The sequence below is a fragment of the Methylobacterium endophyticum genome (genome assembly GCF_050591105.1).
Taxonomy (GTDB): domain Bacteria; phylum Pseudomonadota; class Alphaproteobacteria; order Rhizobiales; family Beijerinckiaceae; genus Methylobacterium.
In genome coordinates this window covers 63,173-81,308 of sequence record NZ_JBNHES010000015.1, presented here as the reverse complement: position 1 = coordinate 81,308, position 18,136 = coordinate 63,173, and the positions used below count along the sequence as shown (strand labels likewise).

Genomic DNA, 18,136 nt, shown 5'->3' with positions numbered 1-18,136 from the left:
ATCAGCCGGCCTTCTCGCTCAGGCCCCCGAAGCGGCGGTCGCGGCGATGGTACTCGTCGATGGCGGCGGCGAAGGCGGCCCGGTCGAAATCGGGCCAGAACTCCGGCAGCACCACGTATTCGGCATAGGCCGTCTGCCAGGTGAGGAAGTTCGAGAGCCGCTGCTCGCCGGAGGTGCGGATGACCACGTCCGGGTCCGGGATGCCGGTGGCGTCCAGCGCCCCCGTCACCGCCTCGGCGTCGATCTCCTCGGGCCTCAGGCGCCCGGCGGCGACGGCCTCCGCCAGACGGCGGGCGGCGCGCACGATCTCTTGGCGGCCGCCGTAGTTGAAGGCGATGACGAGCGTCAGGCCGGTGTTGCGGCAGGTGCGCTCCTCGGCCTCGGTCAGCAGGCCGGCGATGTCGGAGCTCAGGCCCTGGCGGTCGCCGATGATGCGCACGCGCACGTTGGCGGCGTCGAGCTCGGCGAGGTCGCGGCGCACGAACAGCTTGAGCAGGCCCATCAGGTCGGAGACCTCGGCGGCCGGCCGGCGCCAGTTCTCCGAGGAGAAGGCGTAGATGGTCAGGTAGCGCACGCCGAGCTCGGTGGCGGCGCGCACGGCGCGGCGCACGGCCTCGACGCCCCGGCGGTGCCCTTCCACGCGCGGCAGGCCGCGCCGCGCCGCCCAGCGCCCGTTGCCGTCCATGATGATGGCGACATGCGCGGGCGGGGGGGATGACGTCAGCCGCGCGGGCGCCACGGGAGGGGCGCTCGGGCGGGCAACGGTCTGGCTGTCGCTGATCATGTCCGCCTCGACCCGGTGCGTGTGCTCCGACCGCTCCACGCCAACCCCCTTGCTCGCCCCGACGCGGCAGCCGAACACAACCTTAGGGCATTTTCAGGTCCGAAGCGTCGTCGAATGACCGGCTTCGCAACATTCTGTCCGCGGCGGCGCCCGTTCGGAGCCGCATCCGATCGCGTCTCCAAGCCCTGCCGGGCCGCGCATGTCCGCGCCGAACCGGTGGCGCCGGCCTCGGCGGAGCGCGCCCCTAGACCTGCATGATCTCTTTTTCCTTCGAGGCCAGCACACCGTCGATCTCGGCGATATGCGCGTCGGTGGCCTTCTGGACGTCGCCGGCCTGACGCTTCTCGTCGTCCTCGCTGATGGCGCTGTCCTTGAGCAGCTTCTTGAGATGGTCGAGCCCGTCGCGGCGGACATGGCGGACGGCGACGCGCGCCTCCTCCGTGTACTTGTGCGCGACCTTGACCATCTCCTTGCGGCGCTGCTCGTTCATCTCGGGGATGCGCAGCCGGATGGTCTGGCCCTCGGTCTGCGGGTTGAGGCCGAGATCGGATTCGCGGATCGCCTTCTCGACGGCCGTGACCATCGAGCGGTCCCAGACCGAGATCGAGAGCAGGCGGGGCTCCGGCACGCTCACGGTGGCGACCTGGGCCATCGGCATCATCGAGCCGTAGGCGTCCACCTGGATCGGGTCGAGCAGGCTCGGGGTGGCGCGGCCGGTGCGCAGCGATCCGAGATCCTTGGAGAGCGAGGCGACGGCACCCTGCATGCGGCGCTTGATGTCGTTCAGGTCGAAGTCCGGTGTGGCCATGTCCGGGCGATCTCCACACGTTTTGGTTGAATCGTCTCGCCCGGCCTGGAGGCCGTGGCGCGTCGGGGCTTCAATGGACGAAAAAACGCAACGCCGCAAACGGGCTGGCGCCGCTCACGGCACCACCAGCGTCGAGGGCGCCTCGGCCGTCAGGATGGCGGTGATCGAGCTCGGCGGGTGCACCGATCCGACGACGATGGTCAGCCGGCTCTCGCGGGCGAGGGCGAAGGCGGCGGTGTCCATGACCTTGAGGTCGCGCGCGATCGCCTCGTCATGGGTGATGCGGTCGTAGCGGGTGGCGGAGGGGTCGCGCTTGGGGTCGGCGGAATAGACGCCGTCGACCTGCGTCGCCTTCAGCACGGCGTCGCAGCGCAGCTCCGCCGCGCGCAGCACGGCCGCCGTGTCGGTAGTGAAGAACGGGTTGCCGGTGCCGCCCGCGAGGATCACCACCTGCCCCTTGTCGAGATGGTGGAGCGCCGGCTGGCGCGCGAAGGTCTCGCAGATGGTCGGCATCGAGACCGCCGACATGGTCCGCGCCGGGACGCCGGCGGCGTTCAGCGCCGTCTCGAGCGCCAGCGAGTTCATCACGGTGGCCATCATGCCGAGCGAATCGCCGGTGGCGCGGTCGATGAAGCCGGCCTGGGAGATGCGCGCGCCGCGGATCATGTTGCCGCCGCCCACCACCAGCGCGACCTCGATCCCCGCCTGGATGGTGCGGGCGAGGTCCTCGGCGAGGCCGGCGAGCGTCGGGGGGTGGAGCCAGTAGCCGTCGGGGGCGGCGAGCGCCTCGCCGGAGAGCTTCACGAGCACGCGGCGAAACGGCGTCGTCTCCGGCATCGGGTCCATCCCTCGTCGCCGGCCACAACGCGCCGGACTCATCTCACGCAAGCCGAGGCGCTTCTACTTAAGCAGGCCTGCGGCGTCGAGGGGGTGCGGAGCCCTCCTCCCCCTTGCGGGGAGGAGCGGGAGGTGGGGGTAGCGCCGAAGAGAACACGCCCGGCGCCTCCTGCACCGCCCCCACCCCGGCCCTCCCCGCAAGGGAGAGGGACATGCCTGCGTTCAGGCGCGGCCGGCCTGCTGCGCCACCTCGGTGGCGAAGTCCGGGCCCTCTTCCTTCTCGATGCCCTCGCCGAGCGCGTAGCGCACGAACGCGGTCAGCGTCACGGGAGCGCCGACCTTGCCGGCGGCCTCCTTGAGCACCTGCGAGACGGTCTTGGAGCCGTCATGCACGAAGGGCTGCTCCAGGAGGGTGACCTCCTTGTAGTAGCTCTTCAGGCCGCTCTCGACGATCTTGGCGAGGACGTGGTCCGGCTTGCCGGCGTTCTTCTCGCGCAGGATGTTGCTCTCGCGCTCGAGCACCGCCTGGTCGACGCCGGAGGCGTCCAGCGCCACCGGGTTGGTGGCGGCGACATGCATGGCGATCTGGCGGCCGAGCGTCGAGAGCGCATCGACATCGCCCTCGGACTCGAGCGCGACCAGCACGCCGATCTTGCCGAGCCCCTCGACGACCTGGTTGTGCACGTAGCTGGCGATCACGCCCTTGGTCACGTCGAGCTTGGCGACGCGGCGCAGGTTCATGTTCTCGCCGATGGTGGCGATGAGGCTCTGGAGGCGGTCGGCCACCGTCACGGACTCGCCGGGGAAGGTCGCCGCCTGGAGCCCCTCGAGGGTGCCGTCGGTGTTCAGCGCGATCTTGGCGGCCTCGCGGGCGAAGGCCTGGAAGCTGTCGTTGCGGGCGACGAAGTCGGTCTCGGAGTTCACCTCGACGATGGTCGCGTGATGGCCGGAGGACTCGACGGCAACGAGACCCTCGGCGGCGACGCGGCCGGCCTTCTTGGCGGCCTTGGAGAGGCCCTTCTTGCGCAGCCAGTCGATGGCGGCCTCGATGTCGCCGCCGGTCTCGGTCAGCGCGCCCTTGCAGTCCATCATGCCCGCGCCGGTCGTCTCGCGGAGCTCCTTCACCATCGCGGCGGTGATGTTGGCCATGGCCGGTCCTTCCTTGGATAGGGTCTTGAATGTGAGCGAGCCCGGCGCTCGCTGTGAGAGCCGGGCCCGAAGGGATCTCGGATCGCTCCGCCGCCGCCTTTCGGGCAAGCGGCGGTGCGGCGCATCAGGCGGCGGCGGCGGCCTCGACGAAGGCGCGGGCCTGGTCGACCCAGCCGTCGCGGCCGATGCGGCCGTTGAGCTTGAGGTCGGCGTCGAGCTTCGCCACGTCCTCGGCCGTCATCGCGGCGATCTGCCAGTAGTGGAAGATGCCGGCATCGTTGATCTTCTGCACGATCTGCGGACCGGCGCCGTGGAGCTTGGACAGGTCGTCGGGGGCGCCGCGGGGAGCGGCGAGCAGCTCGAAATGCTCCGTCGACTCGGCGAGAGCGGCGACGTCGGCCTGCGAGATGGCGCCGGACTCGACGGAGGCCGCCACGTCGTCGTTGACGGGCAGCTCCTCGGCCACCGGCTCCTCGGAGGCGCCGAGATCGACGCCCGACGAGCCCTGGCCGCGCGAGATGCCGTCGATGGCGGCGCGGGCGACGAGGTCGCAGTAGAGCGCGATGGCGCGGCCCGCGTCGTCATTGGCCGGGACCACGTAGGTGATGCCGTCCGGGTTGCAGTTGGTGTCGACGATGGCCGCCACCGGGATGCCGAGGCGGGTCGCCTCCTTGATGGCGAGCTGCTCCTTGTTCGTGTCGATGACGAACAGGAGGTCGGGCACGCCGCCCATGTCCTTGATGCCGCCCAGCGCCTTCTCGAGCTTGCCCTTCTCGCGGGAAAGCATCAGGCGCTCCTTCTTGGTGAGGCCGGGACCGCCGGTGTCGAGGGTCTCGTCGACCTTGCGCAGGCGCTGGATCGAGCCGGAGATGGTCTTCCAGTTGGTCAGCATGCCGCCGAGCCAGCGGGAGTTGACGTAGTACTGGGCCGAGCGCTTGGCGGCGTCGGCGATGGTGTCGGCCGCCTGGCGCTTGGTGCCGACGAACAGCACGCGGCCGCCCTTGGCGACGGTGTCGCTCACGGCCTGGAGCGCCTGATGCAGCGCCGGCACGGTCTGGGCGAGGTCGATGATGTGGATGTTGTTGCGGGTGCCGAAGATGTAGGGCTGCATCTTCGGGTTCCAGCGGTGCGACTGGTGCCCGAAATGGGCGCCGGCCTCGAGGAGCTGGCGCATGGTGAAATCGACGGCCATGATCTTACTGCTTTCTTTCCGGTTTATGCCGCCGCGGAGGTAGCGACCGCCCCGTCAGGGGCAGGCCACCGGAAACGCCTCATTCAGGCATGAGGCCGGCTCCGCGTGTGGAATGGGCGGGCCCATAGCAGAGGTCGCCGGGATCGGCAAGCCGGGCGGGGCGGTTCAGCCCGCCGCGAACACCGCCGCGATCTCGGTCTCGCCCATCGGCCGGAAGGCGCCGGGCTTCAGATCCGCCGGCAGGTCGAGGGCGCCGATGCGGTCTCGGTGGAGGCCGACCACATGGTTGCCCATGGCCGCGAACATGCGCCGGACCATGTGGTAGCGCCCCTCCGTCACCGTGACGGCGGCGTGGGTCTCGTCCTCGACCTCGAGGAGCGCCGGCAGCAGCGGCTTGTCCTCGCCCTCCAGCAGCAAGCCGCCGGAAGCGACGATGCCCACCTCGTCGCCCCGCATCGGCCGGTCGAGGGCGACGCGGTAGCGCTTCGGCACGGCGGCCTTCGGCGAGATGATCCGGTGCAGGAGCGCTCCGTCGTCGGTGAGGAGCAGGAGGCCCGACGTCTCCTTGTCGAGGCGCCCCACCGTGGAGATCGCGGGATCGCGCCGGCGCCAGCGCTCGGGCAGCAGCGCGTAGACCAGAGGCCCCGCCTCCTTGTGCGAGCAGGTGACGCCGAGCGGCTTGTGCAGCAGGAGCGCCAAGCCCGGCGGCGGGTCGACGGGCTCGCCGTCGATCTCCATGCGTGCGGGCAGGTCGGGCGTCACCGCGATTCGCGCGGCCGCGTCGCGCAAGGGCTGTCCGTCGAGGCGGATCAACCCGGCGCGGGCGAGACCGGCGATCTCGCGGCGCGACCCGTATCCGAGATTGGCGAGGAGCTTGTCGAGGCGCGAGGACGGCGCCCCCTTCACCGGCGCGCCTCGAAGACCTTGTAGCCGTTGGCCGAGGCCCTCAGCGTCACGCTGCGGAAGGCGGCGTTCAGCCCCGCCTCGTAGGGCAGATGGACATTGGCCGTCAGCCAGAGCACGCCCCCCGGCCGCAGGGCCTCGGCCGCCCGGCGGATGAAGGTCTGGCCGAGGGCCTGGTCCTCGCTGCCGCCGTCGTGGAAGGGCGGGTTCATCACCACGAAGTCGAGGGCGCCGCGCTCGATCTCGGCGTCGCGGACATCCGCCCAGCGGAAGGTGGCGCGCGGGTCGCCGACATTGCGCCTGGCCATCTCGACGGCGCGCCGGTCGATGTCGAGGAGGGCGAGCCCCGTCACCTTGTCGGAGGCAAGGACGGCGCGGGCCAGCACCCCGAGGCCGCAGCCGAGATCGGCCCCCTCCCCCGAAAGCGCCGGCAGATGCGCCATCAGCAGCGCCGTGCCCGGATCGATCCGGTCCCAGGAGAAGACGCCGGGCTGGGTGCAGAGGGCGAGATTCTCGATATGGCGCGGGGCGCCCGCCTCGATGGCCTCGCCGAGGGGCAGCTCGGCGGCGGGCCGCTCCAGGGTGCAGATGCGGTGATGCTTGCGCGCCTCCTCGGAGAGGTCGCAGCCGAGATCGCGCAGCTCGCGGGCGAGGCGCGCGCCGCCGCGATCCTTCGGCGCCATCACCGAGAGCCGGCCGCCCGGTCCCAGCGCCCGCAGGGCCAGCGCGACCGCGTGGCGGCGCTCGATGGTGCCGGGGGCGGCGAGCATGACGAGGGAGCGCGCGCTGCCCGCCTCCAGGTCCTCCAGCCGCACGGAGCCCGGAATCAGGGGCGAGACCTGGGCCGCGCCGGCCGGGATCTCGGCGAGCCCCTGCGGGGGCAGGCCGTAGACGACGTCCGTGGCGGGAATGGCGTTCATCGACGACGAATCCGGGCGCGACGACGGGCTGCGTCGCGGCTCGCTTGAGAGACAGGGATGGGAGGCGCCGGGGACTCGAATCGAGGCCGGCGACGAATTATTAGCCGCCCACCGCATCCGTGGAAAGATTAGACTCACGCCATCCTCAGACATCCGCAGATCGTGCGAATCGGGGAAAAGCATGCGCTGCACCAATCGGACGCGGCGCGAAAGATGTAGAGCGCCTCAGGCGAGTGATTCTCAGGCCCGCATGCGGGGATGCAGGCCGTTGATCCCGCGTTGCGGAAAAGAATTCGCCAAGTCTTTCGATTGCTTAGGCTCGATTGCCGCTCACCCGCGCGGGAATTCGAGGCCCATCTCGCGGTAGCGAGCGGGATCGTCGCCCCAGTTCTCGCGCACCTTGACGTGCAGGAAGAGGTGGACGGTGGCTTCCGCCGCTTCCGCGATCTCGATCCGGGCCGCCTGACCGATGGCCTTGATGGTGCGCCCGCCCTTGCCGAGCACGATGGAGCGCTGGCTCTCGCGCTCCACGAAGATGGTCTGCTCGATGCGCACCGAGCCGTCCGGCCGCACCTGCCACTGATCCGTTTCGACCGTGGACCGATACGGGAGTTCCTCGTGCAGCCGGTCGTAGATCTTTTCCCGCGTGATCTCCGCCGCCAGCATCCGCAGCGGCGCGTCGGAGACCTGATCCTCGGGATAGAGCCACGGGCTCGGCGGCATCAGGGCGGCGAGCGCCTTGCGCAGGTCGTCCACGCCGTCGCCGTTGAGCGCCGAGATCATGAAGGTCCGCGCGAAGGGAAGCCGCGCGTTCAACGCGGCGGCGAGCGCCAGCAATTTCTCGCGGGGAATCAGGTCGATCTTGTTGAGGATCAGGAAGCGCTCGCGCTTCAGGTCCGGCAGGCGCGCGAGCACCGCCTCGACCTCCTCGTCGAGCCCCTTGCGCGCATCGACCAGCAGGCAGATCGCGTCCGCGTCGCCGGCGCCGCTCCAGGCCGAATGCACCATGGCGCGGTCCAGCCGGCGCTTCGGCGCGAAGATGCCGGGCGTGTCGACCAGGATGACCTGGGCCGTGCCCTCCATCAGGATGCCGCGCACGAGGGCCCGCGTCGTCTGCACCTTGCGCGAGACGATGGAGACCTTGGTGCCGACGAGGCTGTTGAGCAGGGTCGACTTGCCGGCGTTCGGCACGCCGATCAGCGCGACGAAGCCGGCGCGGGTGTCCGCGGGCATGCCCGCAGGCACGGGCACGTCCGGCTGCACGGGAGCGGCGGAATCCTGTTGGTGATCGTCCGACATCGCCTCAGGCTCCTTCGCCACTGTCCGGCGCGTCCTCGCCGGCGGCCCGCGCGATGCCCTCGCGCTCCAGGACGGCGCGCGCGGCCTCCTGCTCGGCGAGCCGCTTCGAGGGACCGACACCCTCGCCGGCCGGGACGCCCTCCACGGTGACGGCGATGCGGAAGACCGGCGCATGGTCCGGCCCCGCGCGCTCCACCACCGCGTAGGCCGGGATCGGCAGCCCGCGCCCCATCGCCCATTCCTGCAAGGCCGACTTCGCGTCGCGCCCGCGCGGCGCGGTCGTCACCTCCGCCGGGCGGAAGGCGCCTTCCACGACGGTGCGGGCGGCGGGATAACCGGCATCGAGGAAGATCGCCCCGAGGATCGCCTCGCAGACATCGGCGAGGATGGTGGCGTTGCGCCGCCCTCCCCCCAGCACCTCGCCCTGGCCGAGGACGAGATGGGGCCCGACCTCCCAGGCCGCCGCCACGGCAGCGCAGGTCTCCCGGCGCACCAGTCCGGCGAGGCGGCGCGAGAGCTCGCCCTCGTCCGCGTCGGGCAGCGCCGCGTAGAGCAGGTCGGCCACGGCGAGGCCGAGCACCCGGTCGCCGAGGAACTCCATGCGCTGGTAGCTGCCGACGCGCTCGTCGGCGCGGCTCATATGGGTGAGCGCGCGTTCGAGCAGGGCACGGTCGGCGAAGGCGTGGCCGATGCGAGCCTCGAGCACGTCGAGGGGCGGCTTCGGCTTGTGGGCCCGGCGGGCGCGGCTCGAGGGCCGCGCGGGTCGCTCGGCCGCCGTCATCGCCGCGAGCCCTGCGTCGTCATGGGCACGGGCGCTCAGTGGATGGTGTTGAACAGCCGGTTCCAGCGCACCTTCGCGGGCCAGTTCCAGATCTGCCAGGCGGGGGTGCCCTCGTCGATGGAGAAGAAGATCATCTCCGCGCGCCCGACGAAGTTGTCGAAGGGCACGTAGCCGACATTGGCGAGGTCGCGCGAATCCGTCGAGTTGTCGCGGTTGTCGCCCATCATGAAGAAATGGCCCGGCGGCACCGTGTAGAGCTCGGTGCGGTCCCAGAAGCCGTTATCGCCGTCGCGCTCGATCACCGTGTGGACCACGCCGTTGGGCAGGGTCTCGAGGTATTGCGGCACCTTGGTGGGCTGGCCGTAGGGATCGAAGGTCTCGTAATCGGCGATGCGCTCGCGCTTCACCGGCTTGCCGTTGATATTGAGGATCCCGTCGATGACCTGGATCTTGTCGCCGGGCAGGCCGATGACGCGCTTGATGTAGTCGGTGGCGTTGTCCTTGGGCAGCTTGAACACGGCGATGTCGCCGCGCTTGGGCTCGGCTGCCCAGACCCGGCCGGACATCTTGCCGGGAATGTACTCGCTCAGGGGCAGCGAGTATTTCGAGTAGCCGTAGGAATATTTCGACACGAACAGGTAGTCGCCGATCAGCAGCGTCGGGATCAGCGATCCCGAGGGGATGTTGAAGGGCTGGAACAGCAGCGTGCGCACCACCAGCGCGATCAGCAGCGCCTGGAGGCCGACCTTCAGCGTCTCGCCGATGCCCGCCAGGGCGCCGCCCGAGGCCGAGCCGTCGGCGGGCCTGATCTCGCGGTTCGTCTTCTGGTCCACGCCTGCGCCTTCCCTGCTTCGCGAGGTCCCCTCCGGCGCCCGTCCGGCGGAGGCGGGCCGGAGACGCGGCCGCGACCGGCGGCCTCGCGACCGGCGCCGCCCGCTCGCGAGCCGGGGTCTAGACCATGCGCGGTTGCCCCGCAACGCGCGGCCGCGCCGGCTAATCCCGGCCGGTGCCCGCCGGCACCGCCTCGACGATCACGAAGGCCTGCGCCATGGGCGGGTCGTCGGTGAGGCTCACATGCAGCCGCGCCTCGTGCCCGGCCGGCGTCATCGCCGCGAGCCGTGCCAGCGCGCCGCCGGTGAGGCGCAGGGTCGGGCGCCCGCCGGGCAGGTTCACGACCTCCATGTCGCGCCAGAACACGCCCTGGCTCATGCCCGTCCCGAGCGCCTTGGCGCAGGCCTCCTTCGCGGCGAAGCGCCGCGCGTAGGAGGGCGCCCGCGCCGCCCGCCTGTCGCAGCGCGCCCGCTCGCCATCGGTGAAGATGCGGTGTGTGAAGCGCTCGCCGTAACGCTCGAGCGAGCGGGCGATCCGGTCGATGTCGCAGAGGTCGGAGCCGATGCCGAGGATCATGCCAATGCCGAGCCCCCGTCTCTGCCCCGGTCCATGGCCGCGCGCATGTCGCGCACGGCCTGGGCGAGCCCCACGAAGATCGCCTCGGCGACGATGGCGTGCCCGATGTTCAGCTCGGCGAGCTGCGGCAGCGCCGCCACCGGGCCGACGCTGTCGAGGCTGAGCCCGTGGCCGGCATGGATCTCGAGACCGAGCGCCGCGCCGTATTGCGCGGCCCGCTCGATCCGGGCGAGCTCGGAGGCGGTGGCGGCGGCATCCCCCGCCACGGCCGCCTCGCAATAGGAGCCGGTATGGAGCTCGACCACCGGCGCGCCGAGCTCCCTGGCGGCCTCCATCACCCGCTCGTCGGGCTCCACGAACAGCGAGACGCGGATGCCGGCCTCCGACAGCGCCGCGATGCGCGGGCGCAGGTGATCGCGCCCGCCGACGATGTCGAGGCCGCCCTCGGTGGTGCGCTCCTCGCGCTTCTCCGGCACCAGGCAGGCGGCGTGCGGACGGACCTTCAGCGCGATGGCGACCATCTCGTCGGTGGCGGCCATCTCGAAATTGAGCGGCACCCGCACCCGCTTCTTCAACGCGGCCATGTCGGCATCGCGGATGTGGCGGCGGTCCTCGCGCAGATGCGCGGTGATGCCGTCGGCCCCCGCTTCCACCGCCACGAGCGCCGCGCGCACCGGATCCGGCCACGCGCCGCCCCGCGCGTTCCGCACGGTGGCGACGTGGTCGATATTGACGCCGAGGCGAAGGCGCGAAGCGGACATGATGCGGCTTTCCGTTTACTCCCGCCGCCCCTCTAGCCGAGCCGTGCCGGCGCCGGAAGCGGACGAGCCCTTATGCATCATGGCGGCAGCGGCGCGCAGCATCTCGCGCTCCGCGAGGCCAAGCTAGGTCCAAGCCCCGGCCGCGCGACTCGAACCGAACGGCCGCCGGGAAACATGGGGCCGCTCAGGGTTTCCGGCCGTAGACGATGACGCGCGTGCCCCTGTGGAATTGCTCGTAATCGCCCTCCCCGCTCGGGAGCACCTGCAATTCGGTGAAGCCAAAATTCCGCAACAGGAAGAGCAGGGCATTCAGGGACGGAACCAGGGCGATATCCGTCGAACCGCCTTCGCGCCGGGCCGCGTAATCGGGCGTGAGCCCGAAGACGCCCTCGATCGGGCGCAGGCTGTCGTAATGACCGTCCTCGATCTTTCCGGTGACATCATAGGGAAAGACCTGCGTTTCGACGAGAATGTGCTTGCGTGACATCCGGCTCGCCAGACGCAGCACATGGATCGGATCTTCCATGTGATACAACAAGCCGTAGAGCAGAATGAAATCGGCCGTCCGGTCGGGATCGAACGGCATCTCTTGCAGGTCGGCCTTGACGTAAGTGACGTTCTCGACACCGAGCACCTTCGTGATCAGCTCGGCGGCCTCTCGGCTCGAATCGCGGATCTCGAATCCGCATACGGATTTGAAATGCCGAGCCAGCGCGATCGAATAATATCCTTCGTGCGAGGCGAGATCGAACGCCGTCAGATCACCCGCGCCCGAAACATGCTCCGCGATGATGTTTATGAGCTTGTCTCTTCGAGAGGTATGGATCGGGAGAATCGCGGCCGGAATGTTGGTCGACGTACGCGTTCCGTCCGGCAGATCGAACTCGTAGAACCACACTCTCTCCTTCACCATCTGGATGTGCTGCATCTTATCCATGATCGACCCCGGAGATTGGATTTCAACCGATCTCGCCGCCCATGAGCCACGCCCATCGGGACGGCAACCCGCTACAGAGACCAGTCCAGCGGACGGCCGACGAGACGATCGACACGCGCCGTCAAGTCTCCGAAATACGCGTCCATGAAGGCATCGCTCTCCGGATCGCAGGGAGAATAAGGCGGCGCCACATTGGTGACAGGGATCTCGCCCCCGAACCCAGCCGCATCGACATCCAGGAAACGGCCGATCGCCTGCACGGCATTCACCGGATCGCCTGTAAACTCGGCCAAACTCATGACCAGGAACCGATCACGATGGTACAAATCAAAATATCTCTGCAACTGAATATCATAGCATGACGACCTCATATACATGAAATTCCAGAAATAGTGTCGAGATTTTTCAAAGAATTCAGCAGATACGAAGCGCTCGCCTTCCAGGCGTAAAGCCTCCGGGAAAGTCTCAGCCAGATCCAGCGGACGACCATCGGCGTGCATGGCCCGCCGCATGTGCTGATACAGGGAATACGCACGCGCCTTGGGCTGACGCAAGATGACCAGAAACTTTGCGTCCGGAAAAAGGCTTTTCAGGACAGGAGCGGTTTCCGGGTTGGAAAAATAGACGTGCGAGGCATCCACACAATACTTCTTCTGTGGATCGAATAATTTAAAATATTCTATTGGATTTTTGACGACCTGAAAGTAACTACAGAAAAAACTGGGCTCCTTTACGTCACTGACCTTGATCTCCGGATGATTTTTCAGGAGGTGATAAAGCGATGTCGTGCCGGATTTGCCGGCGCCAACAATGAACAAATTCGGCTTTGCCATGAATTACCTTGATACAATCCTTGAAAGCGAATGGAAGTATTCAGCATTCCATCGCTCCCCGATGACGACTAAATTGCAGCCCCTCCAGCATTCCAGCCATCGTGTCCCACGGACGTCGATGATGGCAGATGAGAGGAGTGAGGTGAAGCCGCCCCGCGCGCATCGCACCCTGCTGCGGATCCTCGCGGTTTCGCCCGGGCTCGGCCACGTAGGCGACCACGCGGCGGCGCACCGCTACGCCCGAGATCCTACAGCGCGAGCCTGCGCGCGAGGCCGCTTCCGCCCTGGGCATGCCGCGTGACATGACGTCCCTCGACCTGCTAAAGAGCATTCAGATTGATACGGACCAATGGGCAGGCAAGTAAATGCCGGATATCGAGAGATACGAGCCAAGTTATTCTGGAAAAATTAGATATGAACATTTTCATCGATACGCATTTGCGAAAGACTACGTCACCGACGCCGTAGTTCTCGATATCGCTTGCGGTCAGGGCTACGGATCGGCGGTTCTGAGCACCGTTGCCAAGCGGGTCGTCGGCGTCGACATCGACGCAACGGTGGTCGCTCAAGCCAATTGGCTTTACGGCAGGCCCTCTCATCTCGAATATGTTGTTGGAAATGCCAACGACATTCCATTCCCCGACGGCAGTTTCGACGTCGTTGTCTCGATGGAGACAATCGAACACGTAGCCGAAGCGCAGAAAGTCATCAAAGAATTTAGGCGGGTTCTGCGGCCCGGTGGATTGTTGATCATTTCCTCGCCGGACCGAGAGATATACAACAGATATAAATCGGAGCCCAACGTTCATCACGTTCATGAAATGAACGCTCCTGAGCTGCTCGAGTTATTGCGAGCATCCTTTGCCAACGTTGCCCTGCTTGGGCAAAGAATGGCGCTATCCTCGTTGATCGGCCCAGTGCGATCCGACGACAATAGCCCGAATATATCGGAATATCGAGGTTTCCGAGCCGAAATCGCCTCGGAGGGGGCCCCTCATATTGGTCCGGGTATTTGTCGCTTGCCGTCGCCGGAATACCTCATAGGCTTGACCAGCGACGCCGAAATACCAGTCCCGGCCCCTCGCGACTCCATCTTCATGATGCGCGAGGACGATCTATGGGAAGAGCATTCGCGCATCATGCATTGGGCATCGGGGCTTCATCAGGAAGATGAAGTCCTTCGCGCACGCGTAAGGGAAATCGAGGCGGAGCTCGGCAAGCGCGGGCAAGAGCACCAGCTCGCCTTGACGGCGGCCCGAAAAAACCACTTGCAAGAACTTCAGGTTCTGCAAGCGAGAGAAATCGATCATCTTTCCGCGAAATCCAATGCCGCCGACCTCACGGGACTCGCGTCCATCCTGACCGAGATCGACGGGAGCGAGGTCGCCCCCCAAAACCAGTCGGTCTTCCGCGTACTCACGCGCGTGGCCATTCGATGCGCCACGCAAAAGCATCGCATCGACGACCTGGAAGCCGCTCTCGCCGCCCAGAATATGGATGCCGGCAGAATGCAGGGCCTGGTCGAGGCCGCCACCCGCGCGATTTCGATGCAGGTGGAGATCAAGGAAGCGGCCTGGAGGACCGAAGAGAGCCTGCGCCAAGCGGCCCTGGAGCGGGATCGCGAACTCGCAGAGGCGCGGCGGCTGCTGGACGACGCGGCAAGCCGGGCCGAAGACCGCGAAAAGGCGCTCCTTCAGGAGGCGGCCTCGCTCCGCCAAGCGGCCCAAGAGCGAGATCACGAACTCGCGGAGGCGCGCCGGCAGCTGAACGACGCCGCAAGCCAGGCGGAAGGACGCGAGACGGCGCTGCTTGAGGAGGCGGCCTCGCTGCGCCAAGCGGCCCTGGAGCGGGATCGCGAGTTCGCGGAGGCGCGCCGGTTGCTGGACGACGCCGCAAGCCGGTCCGAAGGACGCGAGACGGCGCTCCTTCAAGAGGCTGCATCGCTGCGCCGAGCGGCCCTGGAGAGGGACCACGCGCTTATCGCCGAACGGGAAGTATTCCTGAGGGACGATGTCGAAGAACTGAGGCGGATGTCTGCCTTTGGCGCACATTTCGATGCCATGAGACGGGCCTACCAGGCCGTTTTGTTCGAGCACCGTCAATACATCGACGCATTGGCATGGGCGCGAGAGCATGTGCGGATTTGGCCCCGTCGCCTGAAAGAACCACTCGAACGGGTTTTGACAAAGAAGAAACTCGAATTGTTCCGGGCAGCCGGCTTTTTTGATGCTGAGTATTATAGGTCCAACGCCGGCCTGGCCAAACAAAGCGATGCATGGTCCGACTTTCGGGCACGAGGCTGTCGGGCTGGAATTTCTTGCAATCCGATTCTTTCGACCCCCTATCTGGTCGCGCATGTTCCGAGCTTTTCCGGACGCTCCGCGAGCTACACTCAGGTCGTTGCATCCGGTCTCTACGACGACGTCATGCACCCTCTTTTCGACCCGGAATACTATGTAATATCAAATAAGCTGAGCTTATCGGACAATGAATCTCCCCTCACCCACTACATGGTGGAGGGACGACGCAGAGGATTGTCCACTCATCCGCTCATCGATGTAGATTGGCTGCGCGAGAAGCAGTCTGACATTGAAACTTTTGATCTCGTTCGGTATGTATCCGATCCCGCTTGGTATCGTTTGCCGATTCACCCACTGTTTGATGCCGATTTTTATATGCAGTCGAACAGCGATGCCGCGGCATCCGGAATAAACCCCCTGGAGCACTACGTTGCCCACGGATGGCGTGAAAACCGGGCGCCCAATAGATTGTTCGATAATTACTGGTACCTTGCAACGTATCCAGATGTTGCGAAATTTGAATTCATACCGTTGTCTCATTATAGCCTCTTTGGAGCACACGAAAACAGGAAGCCGCATCCGTTTTTCGATCCCATCTTCTATCGCGATACGTATAGGGATTTGCGTCTTTCAAGCCGCGAACTTTATAGTCATTTTCTCAACGTCGGCTGGGCGGAGGGCAGACTTCCCTCGTCCCGCGCGGCTTCAGTCGTCGCGGCGTATCCGGCCTGGCCGTCAGCGAAAGTGATGGAACACCTTCTTACGGGAAGAGTCGAATTCTCGGCCATCGAGCCGACGTTGCCTATGCCTGCGTCCAAATACACATGGGGACGCTCAAGCGAAAACCATTACTATCTGCCCCAAAGACTCAGAGACTATATCATCGATCGATTTGGCGAAGAGGTCATCGATTTTTATGTGTCGATATTTTCTGTTATCAGCAGATACGAAAACAATACAAAAGAATTCGATTTCAGTCCAGAACTCGATGAAATGCTTGCCGGACTACGCTTCCTGTCGAAGAAAAGTTATTTTTCAATTCCGTCCGTATCGATCGTGATCCCTGTGCACAATAATCTTGTGTACACCCTAACATGTATTTATTCTATCCTCCAAGCGCCCGCAAATCATAGCTTCGAGATCATTGTTGCCGACGACGTTTCGACCGACCGGACGGCTGAAATCATCAGCGCGATCGGGGGATGTGTACGCCATCTGCGACAAGCGTCGAATGTCGGATTTCTTCACAATTGCAATGAAGCCGCGGCCCGATCGAGCGGGCGCTATATCATCTTCCTCAACAACGACACGGTCGTGTTTCCGGGCTGGCTCGAGCATCTGATCACGCCCATGGAGGCCGATCGATCCGTCGGCCTTACCGGCTCGAAGCTCATAAATGGCGATGGCACACTGCAAGAAGCAGGTGGCATTCTCTGGCGCGATGGATCGGCCTGGAACTATGGGCGCAATCAGGAGCCTTGGCTTCCTGAGTTCAACTACGCAAAGGACGTGGATTATATTTCGGGCGCCTCGATCGCATTGCCCCGAGATCTCTGGGAGGAACTGGGCGGGTTCGATCCAATCTATGCTCCTGCCTATTGTGAAGACTCGGATATCGCCTTTCGGGTCCGGGCGGCGGGGTATCGGACGCGTTATCAGCCGCATTCGATGCTGGTCCACCACGAGGGACGCAGCCACGGCCGCGATGTGGAATCGGGCATCAAGAATTATCAGATCTTGAACAACGTCAAGTTTTTCGAGCGCTGGCGCGACACTCTTGAAAACGATCATGAGCCGAACGCGGAAAACGTCTTCCTGGCTCGTGATCGTTCGCGCAAGAAACCGCATATTCTCATCGTAGATCACTATGCGCCGCAGTGGGACAGAGATGCGGGCTCCCGGACGATGTTCGTCTATATCAAACTGTTTGCCGAGAGTGGCTTTGCCGTCACCTTCTGGTCAGATAACTTGTATGAAGATCGTGAGTATGTGCCGACTCTTCAACGCATGGGCGTAGAGGTCATCTACTCACATGCTTATATAGATCGATTCTCGGATTGGCTTTCTTCGAACGGGAAATACCTCGATTATACCCTCTTGAGCCGTCCGCATATTGCGGAGAAATATGTCGACGACCTTGCGAATTTTCCGAACATCCGGAAAATGTATTATGGGCACGATCTTCATTTTCGAAGGATAATGCTCGAACACGCTGTTAGCGGAAATGACGACCTGCTTGCAGAAGCGGAAAAGTGGAAAGATACCGAGCTAAAAATCTGCTCTACTTCAGATATAGTCTTATATCCAAGCTCCGACGAAATCGATTTCCTTCGTGGGCACCTCCCTGCTCGGGTGGAAATGTCCGCGATACCGATGATCATCTTCAGCGACGCTGAGCTGGTGGAAGCTACCGCACGGCTGGCTCTGAGCGAACATGCCGATCCCTTCAAGCTGCTCTTTGTAGGAGGCTTCTCACACGGTCCGAATATCGATGGCATCGTATGGTTCGTGGAAGAGGTATTTCCCCTGCTGCGGCAGGCAGACAAGCGATTCCACCTGTCGATCGTCGGATCCAATACACCCAATTCCGTCAGAGATCTGGCCGGCGATGGTATCGATGTCCTTGGAAGGCTGAGCACAGCCGATCTCGATAAACTGTATCGGACTTCCGGCCTTTCGATTGCGCCTCTGCGCTTTGGAGCAGGGGTCAAGGGCAAGGTGATCGAGGCCATGGCCAACGGAGTGCCCGTGGCCATGACGAGCGTCGGCGCGCAAGGCATTCCGGATGCGGAGCAGATGGGATTCGTCGGCGATACGCCGCGCGCATTCGCGGATGCCGTCTTGCACGCGACTTACGATCGCCCGGATGCGCTTATCCGAGCCGGCCGAGCCGTTGCATTCCTCCGGGACCGGTATTCGGAACAGGCCGTTCGGGATCTGCTGGCGTCGATGATCCCGGAAATCGGCAACAACCCGCGATCATCGCAAACGGACGCAGGGAAGAGGATGGTTTGATTTTTCCTCAAACGAACTCTGCCGAGCTATCTCTGAATGGTAGGTGATAAAATAGTTTTATTTGGCTCGACCCAGAATTTTGTCGAGATGTCACCTGATCCAAAACAGAGGAGGGCGTCAAATCTGCGCTCTCCTCAACTTGCGTGGAAGGGATTGAATACGGTCTGGCTGTTAAGTCCCGGCAATTAGCTGGAGCAGGTCGAACCCGAA

General features: G+C 65.0%; 15 protein-coding genes. 1 reads left to right on the top strand and 14 read right to left on the bottom strand.

Going from position 1 to position 18,136, the window contains the following annotated elements:
• Position 1: 1 nt before the first annotated feature.
• From ACP56T_RS16465 to ACP56T_RS16400, 14 genes are all read right to left on the bottom strand, one after another.
• Complete coding sequence (locus ACP56T_RS16465) at positions 2-784, bottom strand: isoprenyl transferase (protein ID WP_430913217.1); 783 nt, start codon at positions 782-784, stop codon at positions 2-4.
• 244 nt (positions 785-1,028) lie between these two features.
• The gene (gene frr, locus ACP56T_RS16460; protein WP_430913216.1) at positions 1,029-1,592 is read right to left on the bottom strand and encodes a ribosome recycling factor; all 564 of its coding nucleotides are present in this window, start codon (positions 1,590-1,592) and stop codon (positions 1,029-1,031) included.
• Positions 1,593-1,706: 114 nt separating this feature from the next.
• Entirely contained in the window at positions 1,707-2,429 is a 723-nt protein-coding gene (gene pyrH, locus ACP56T_RS16455) for a UMP kinase (RefSeq protein ID WP_430913215.1), read from the bottom strand.
• 222 nt (positions 2,430-2,651) lie between these two features.
• Positions 2,652-3,578, bottom strand: coding sequence for a translation elongation factor Ts (tsf, locus tag ACP56T_RS16450; protein WP_430913214.1), 927 nt, complete (start codon positions 3,576-3,578; stop codon positions 2,652-2,654).
• 124 nt (positions 3,579-3,702) lie between these two features.
• A complete protein-coding gene (locus tag ACP56T_RS16445) occupies positions 3,703-4,770 on the bottom strand; it encodes a 30S ribosomal protein S2 (RefSeq protein WP_430913213.1) in 1,068 nt (355 codons plus the stop codon).
• Positions 4,771-4,935: 165 nt separating this feature from the next.
• On the bottom strand, positions 4,936-5,676 hold the full coding sequence (locus ACP56T_RS16440; protein WP_430913212.1) for a pseudouridine synthase: 741 nt from the start codon (positions 5,674-5,676) through the stop codon (positions 4,936-4,938).
• Complete coding sequence (locus ACP56T_RS16435; protein ID WP_430913211.1) at positions 5,673-6,593, bottom strand: class I SAM-dependent methyltransferase; 921 nt, start codon at positions 6,591-6,593, stop codon at positions 5,673-5,675. The genes ACP56T_RS16440 and ACP56T_RS16435 overlap by 4 nt, the downstream gene beginning before the upstream one ends.
• Positions 6,594-6,923: 330 nt before the next feature.
• Positions 6,924-7,826, bottom strand: a complete 903-nt coding sequence (gene era, locus ACP56T_RS16430; RefSeq protein ID WP_430913276.1) for a GTPase Era — start codon at positions 7,824-7,826, stop codon at positions 6,924-6,926.
• Positions 7,827-7,896: 70 nt separating this feature from the next.
• Entirely contained in the window at positions 7,897-8,673 is a 777-nt protein-coding gene (gene rnc, locus ACP56T_RS16425) for a ribonuclease III (RefSeq protein WP_430913210.1), read from the bottom strand.
• Between the two features lie 35 nt (positions 8,674-8,708).
• On the bottom strand, positions 8,709-9,482 hold the full coding sequence (lepB, locus tag ACP56T_RS16420) for a signal peptidase I (protein WP_430913275.1): 774 nt from the start codon (positions 9,480-9,482) through the stop codon (positions 8,709-8,711).
• Between the two features lie 184 nt (positions 9,483-9,666).
• Complete coding sequence (acpS, locus tag ACP56T_RS16415; protein ID WP_430913209.1) at positions 9,667-10,080, bottom strand: holo-ACP synthase; 414 nt, start codon at positions 10,078-10,080, stop codon at positions 9,667-9,669.
• Positions 10,077-10,841, bottom strand: coding sequence for a pyridoxine 5'-phosphate synthase (locus tag ACP56T_RS16410; protein ID WP_430913208.1), 765 nt, complete (start codon positions 10,839-10,841; stop codon positions 10,077-10,079). The genes acpS and ACP56T_RS16410 overlap by 4 nt, the downstream gene beginning before the upstream one ends.
• A gap of 184 nt (positions 10,842-11,025) precedes the next feature.
• A complete protein-coding gene (locus ACP56T_RS16405) occupies positions 11,026-11,769 on the bottom strand; it encodes a class I SAM-dependent methyltransferase (protein WP_430913207.1) in 744 nt (247 codons plus the stop codon).
• An 80-nt stretch (positions 11,770-11,849) separates the two neighbouring features.
• Entirely contained in the window at positions 11,850-12,611 is a 762-nt protein-coding gene (locus ACP56T_RS16400) for a sulfotransferase family protein (RefSeq protein ID WP_430913206.1), read from the bottom strand.
• Positions 12,612-12,976: 365 nt separating this feature from the next.
• Here ACP56T_RS16400 and ACP56T_RS16395 point away from each other — a divergent pair, with 365 nt between their 5' ends.
• Entirely contained in the window at positions 12,977-17,926 is a 4,950-nt protein-coding gene (locus ACP56T_RS16395; protein WP_430913204.1) for a methyltransferase domain-containing protein, read from the top strand.
• Positions 17,927-18,136: the final 210 nt, after the last annotated feature.

Coding starts and splice junctions, on each gene's coding strand:
- tsf (WP_430913214.1), bottom strand. CDS start 3,578: ATGGCCAACATCACCGCCGCGATGGTGAAGGAGCTCCGCGAGACGACC.
- ACP56T_RS16395 (WP_430913204.1), top strand. CDS start 12,977: ATGCCGGATATCGAGAGATACGAGCCAAGTTATTCTGGAAAAATTAGA.
- ACP56T_RS16435 (WP_430913211.1), bottom strand. CDS start 6,593: ATGAACGCCATTCCCGCCACGGACGTCGTCTACGGCCTGCCCCCGCAG.
- frr (WP_430913216.1), bottom strand. CDS start 1,592: ATGGCCACACCGGACTTCGACCTGAACGACATCAAGCGCCGCATGCAG.
- acpS (WP_430913209.1), bottom strand. CDS start 10,080: ATGATCCTCGGCATCGGCTCCGACCTCTGCGACATCGACCGGATCGCC.
- rnc (WP_430913210.1), bottom strand. CDS start 8,673: ATGACGGCGGCCGAGCGACCCGCGCGGCCCTCGAGCCGCGCCCGCCGG.
- era (WP_430913276.1), bottom strand. CDS start 7,826: ATGCCCGCGGACACCCGCGCCGGCTTCGTCGCGCTGATCGGCGTGCCG.
- ACP56T_RS16405 (WP_430913207.1), bottom strand. CDS start 11,769: ATGCAGCACATCCAGATGGTGAAGGAGAGAGTGTGGTTCTACGAGTTC.
- ACP56T_RS16465 (WP_430913217.1), bottom strand. CDS start 784: ATGATCAGCGACAGCCAGACCGTTGCCCGCCCGAGCGCCCCTCCCGTG.
- ACP56T_RS16410 (WP_430913208.1), bottom strand. CDS start 10,841: ATGTCCGCTTCGCGCCTTCGCCTCGGCGTCAATATCGACCACGTCGCC.
- pyrH (WP_430913215.1), bottom strand. CDS start 2,429: ATGCCGGAGACGACGCCGTTTCGCCGCGTGCTCGTGAAGCTCTCCGGC.
- ACP56T_RS16445 (WP_430913213.1), bottom strand. CDS start 4,770: ATGGCCGTCGATTTCACCATGCGCCAGCTCCTCGAGGCCGGCGCCCAT.
- ACP56T_RS16400 (WP_430913206.1), bottom strand. CDS start 12,611: ATGGCAAAGCCGAATTTGTTCATTGTTGGCGCCGGCAAATCCGGCACG.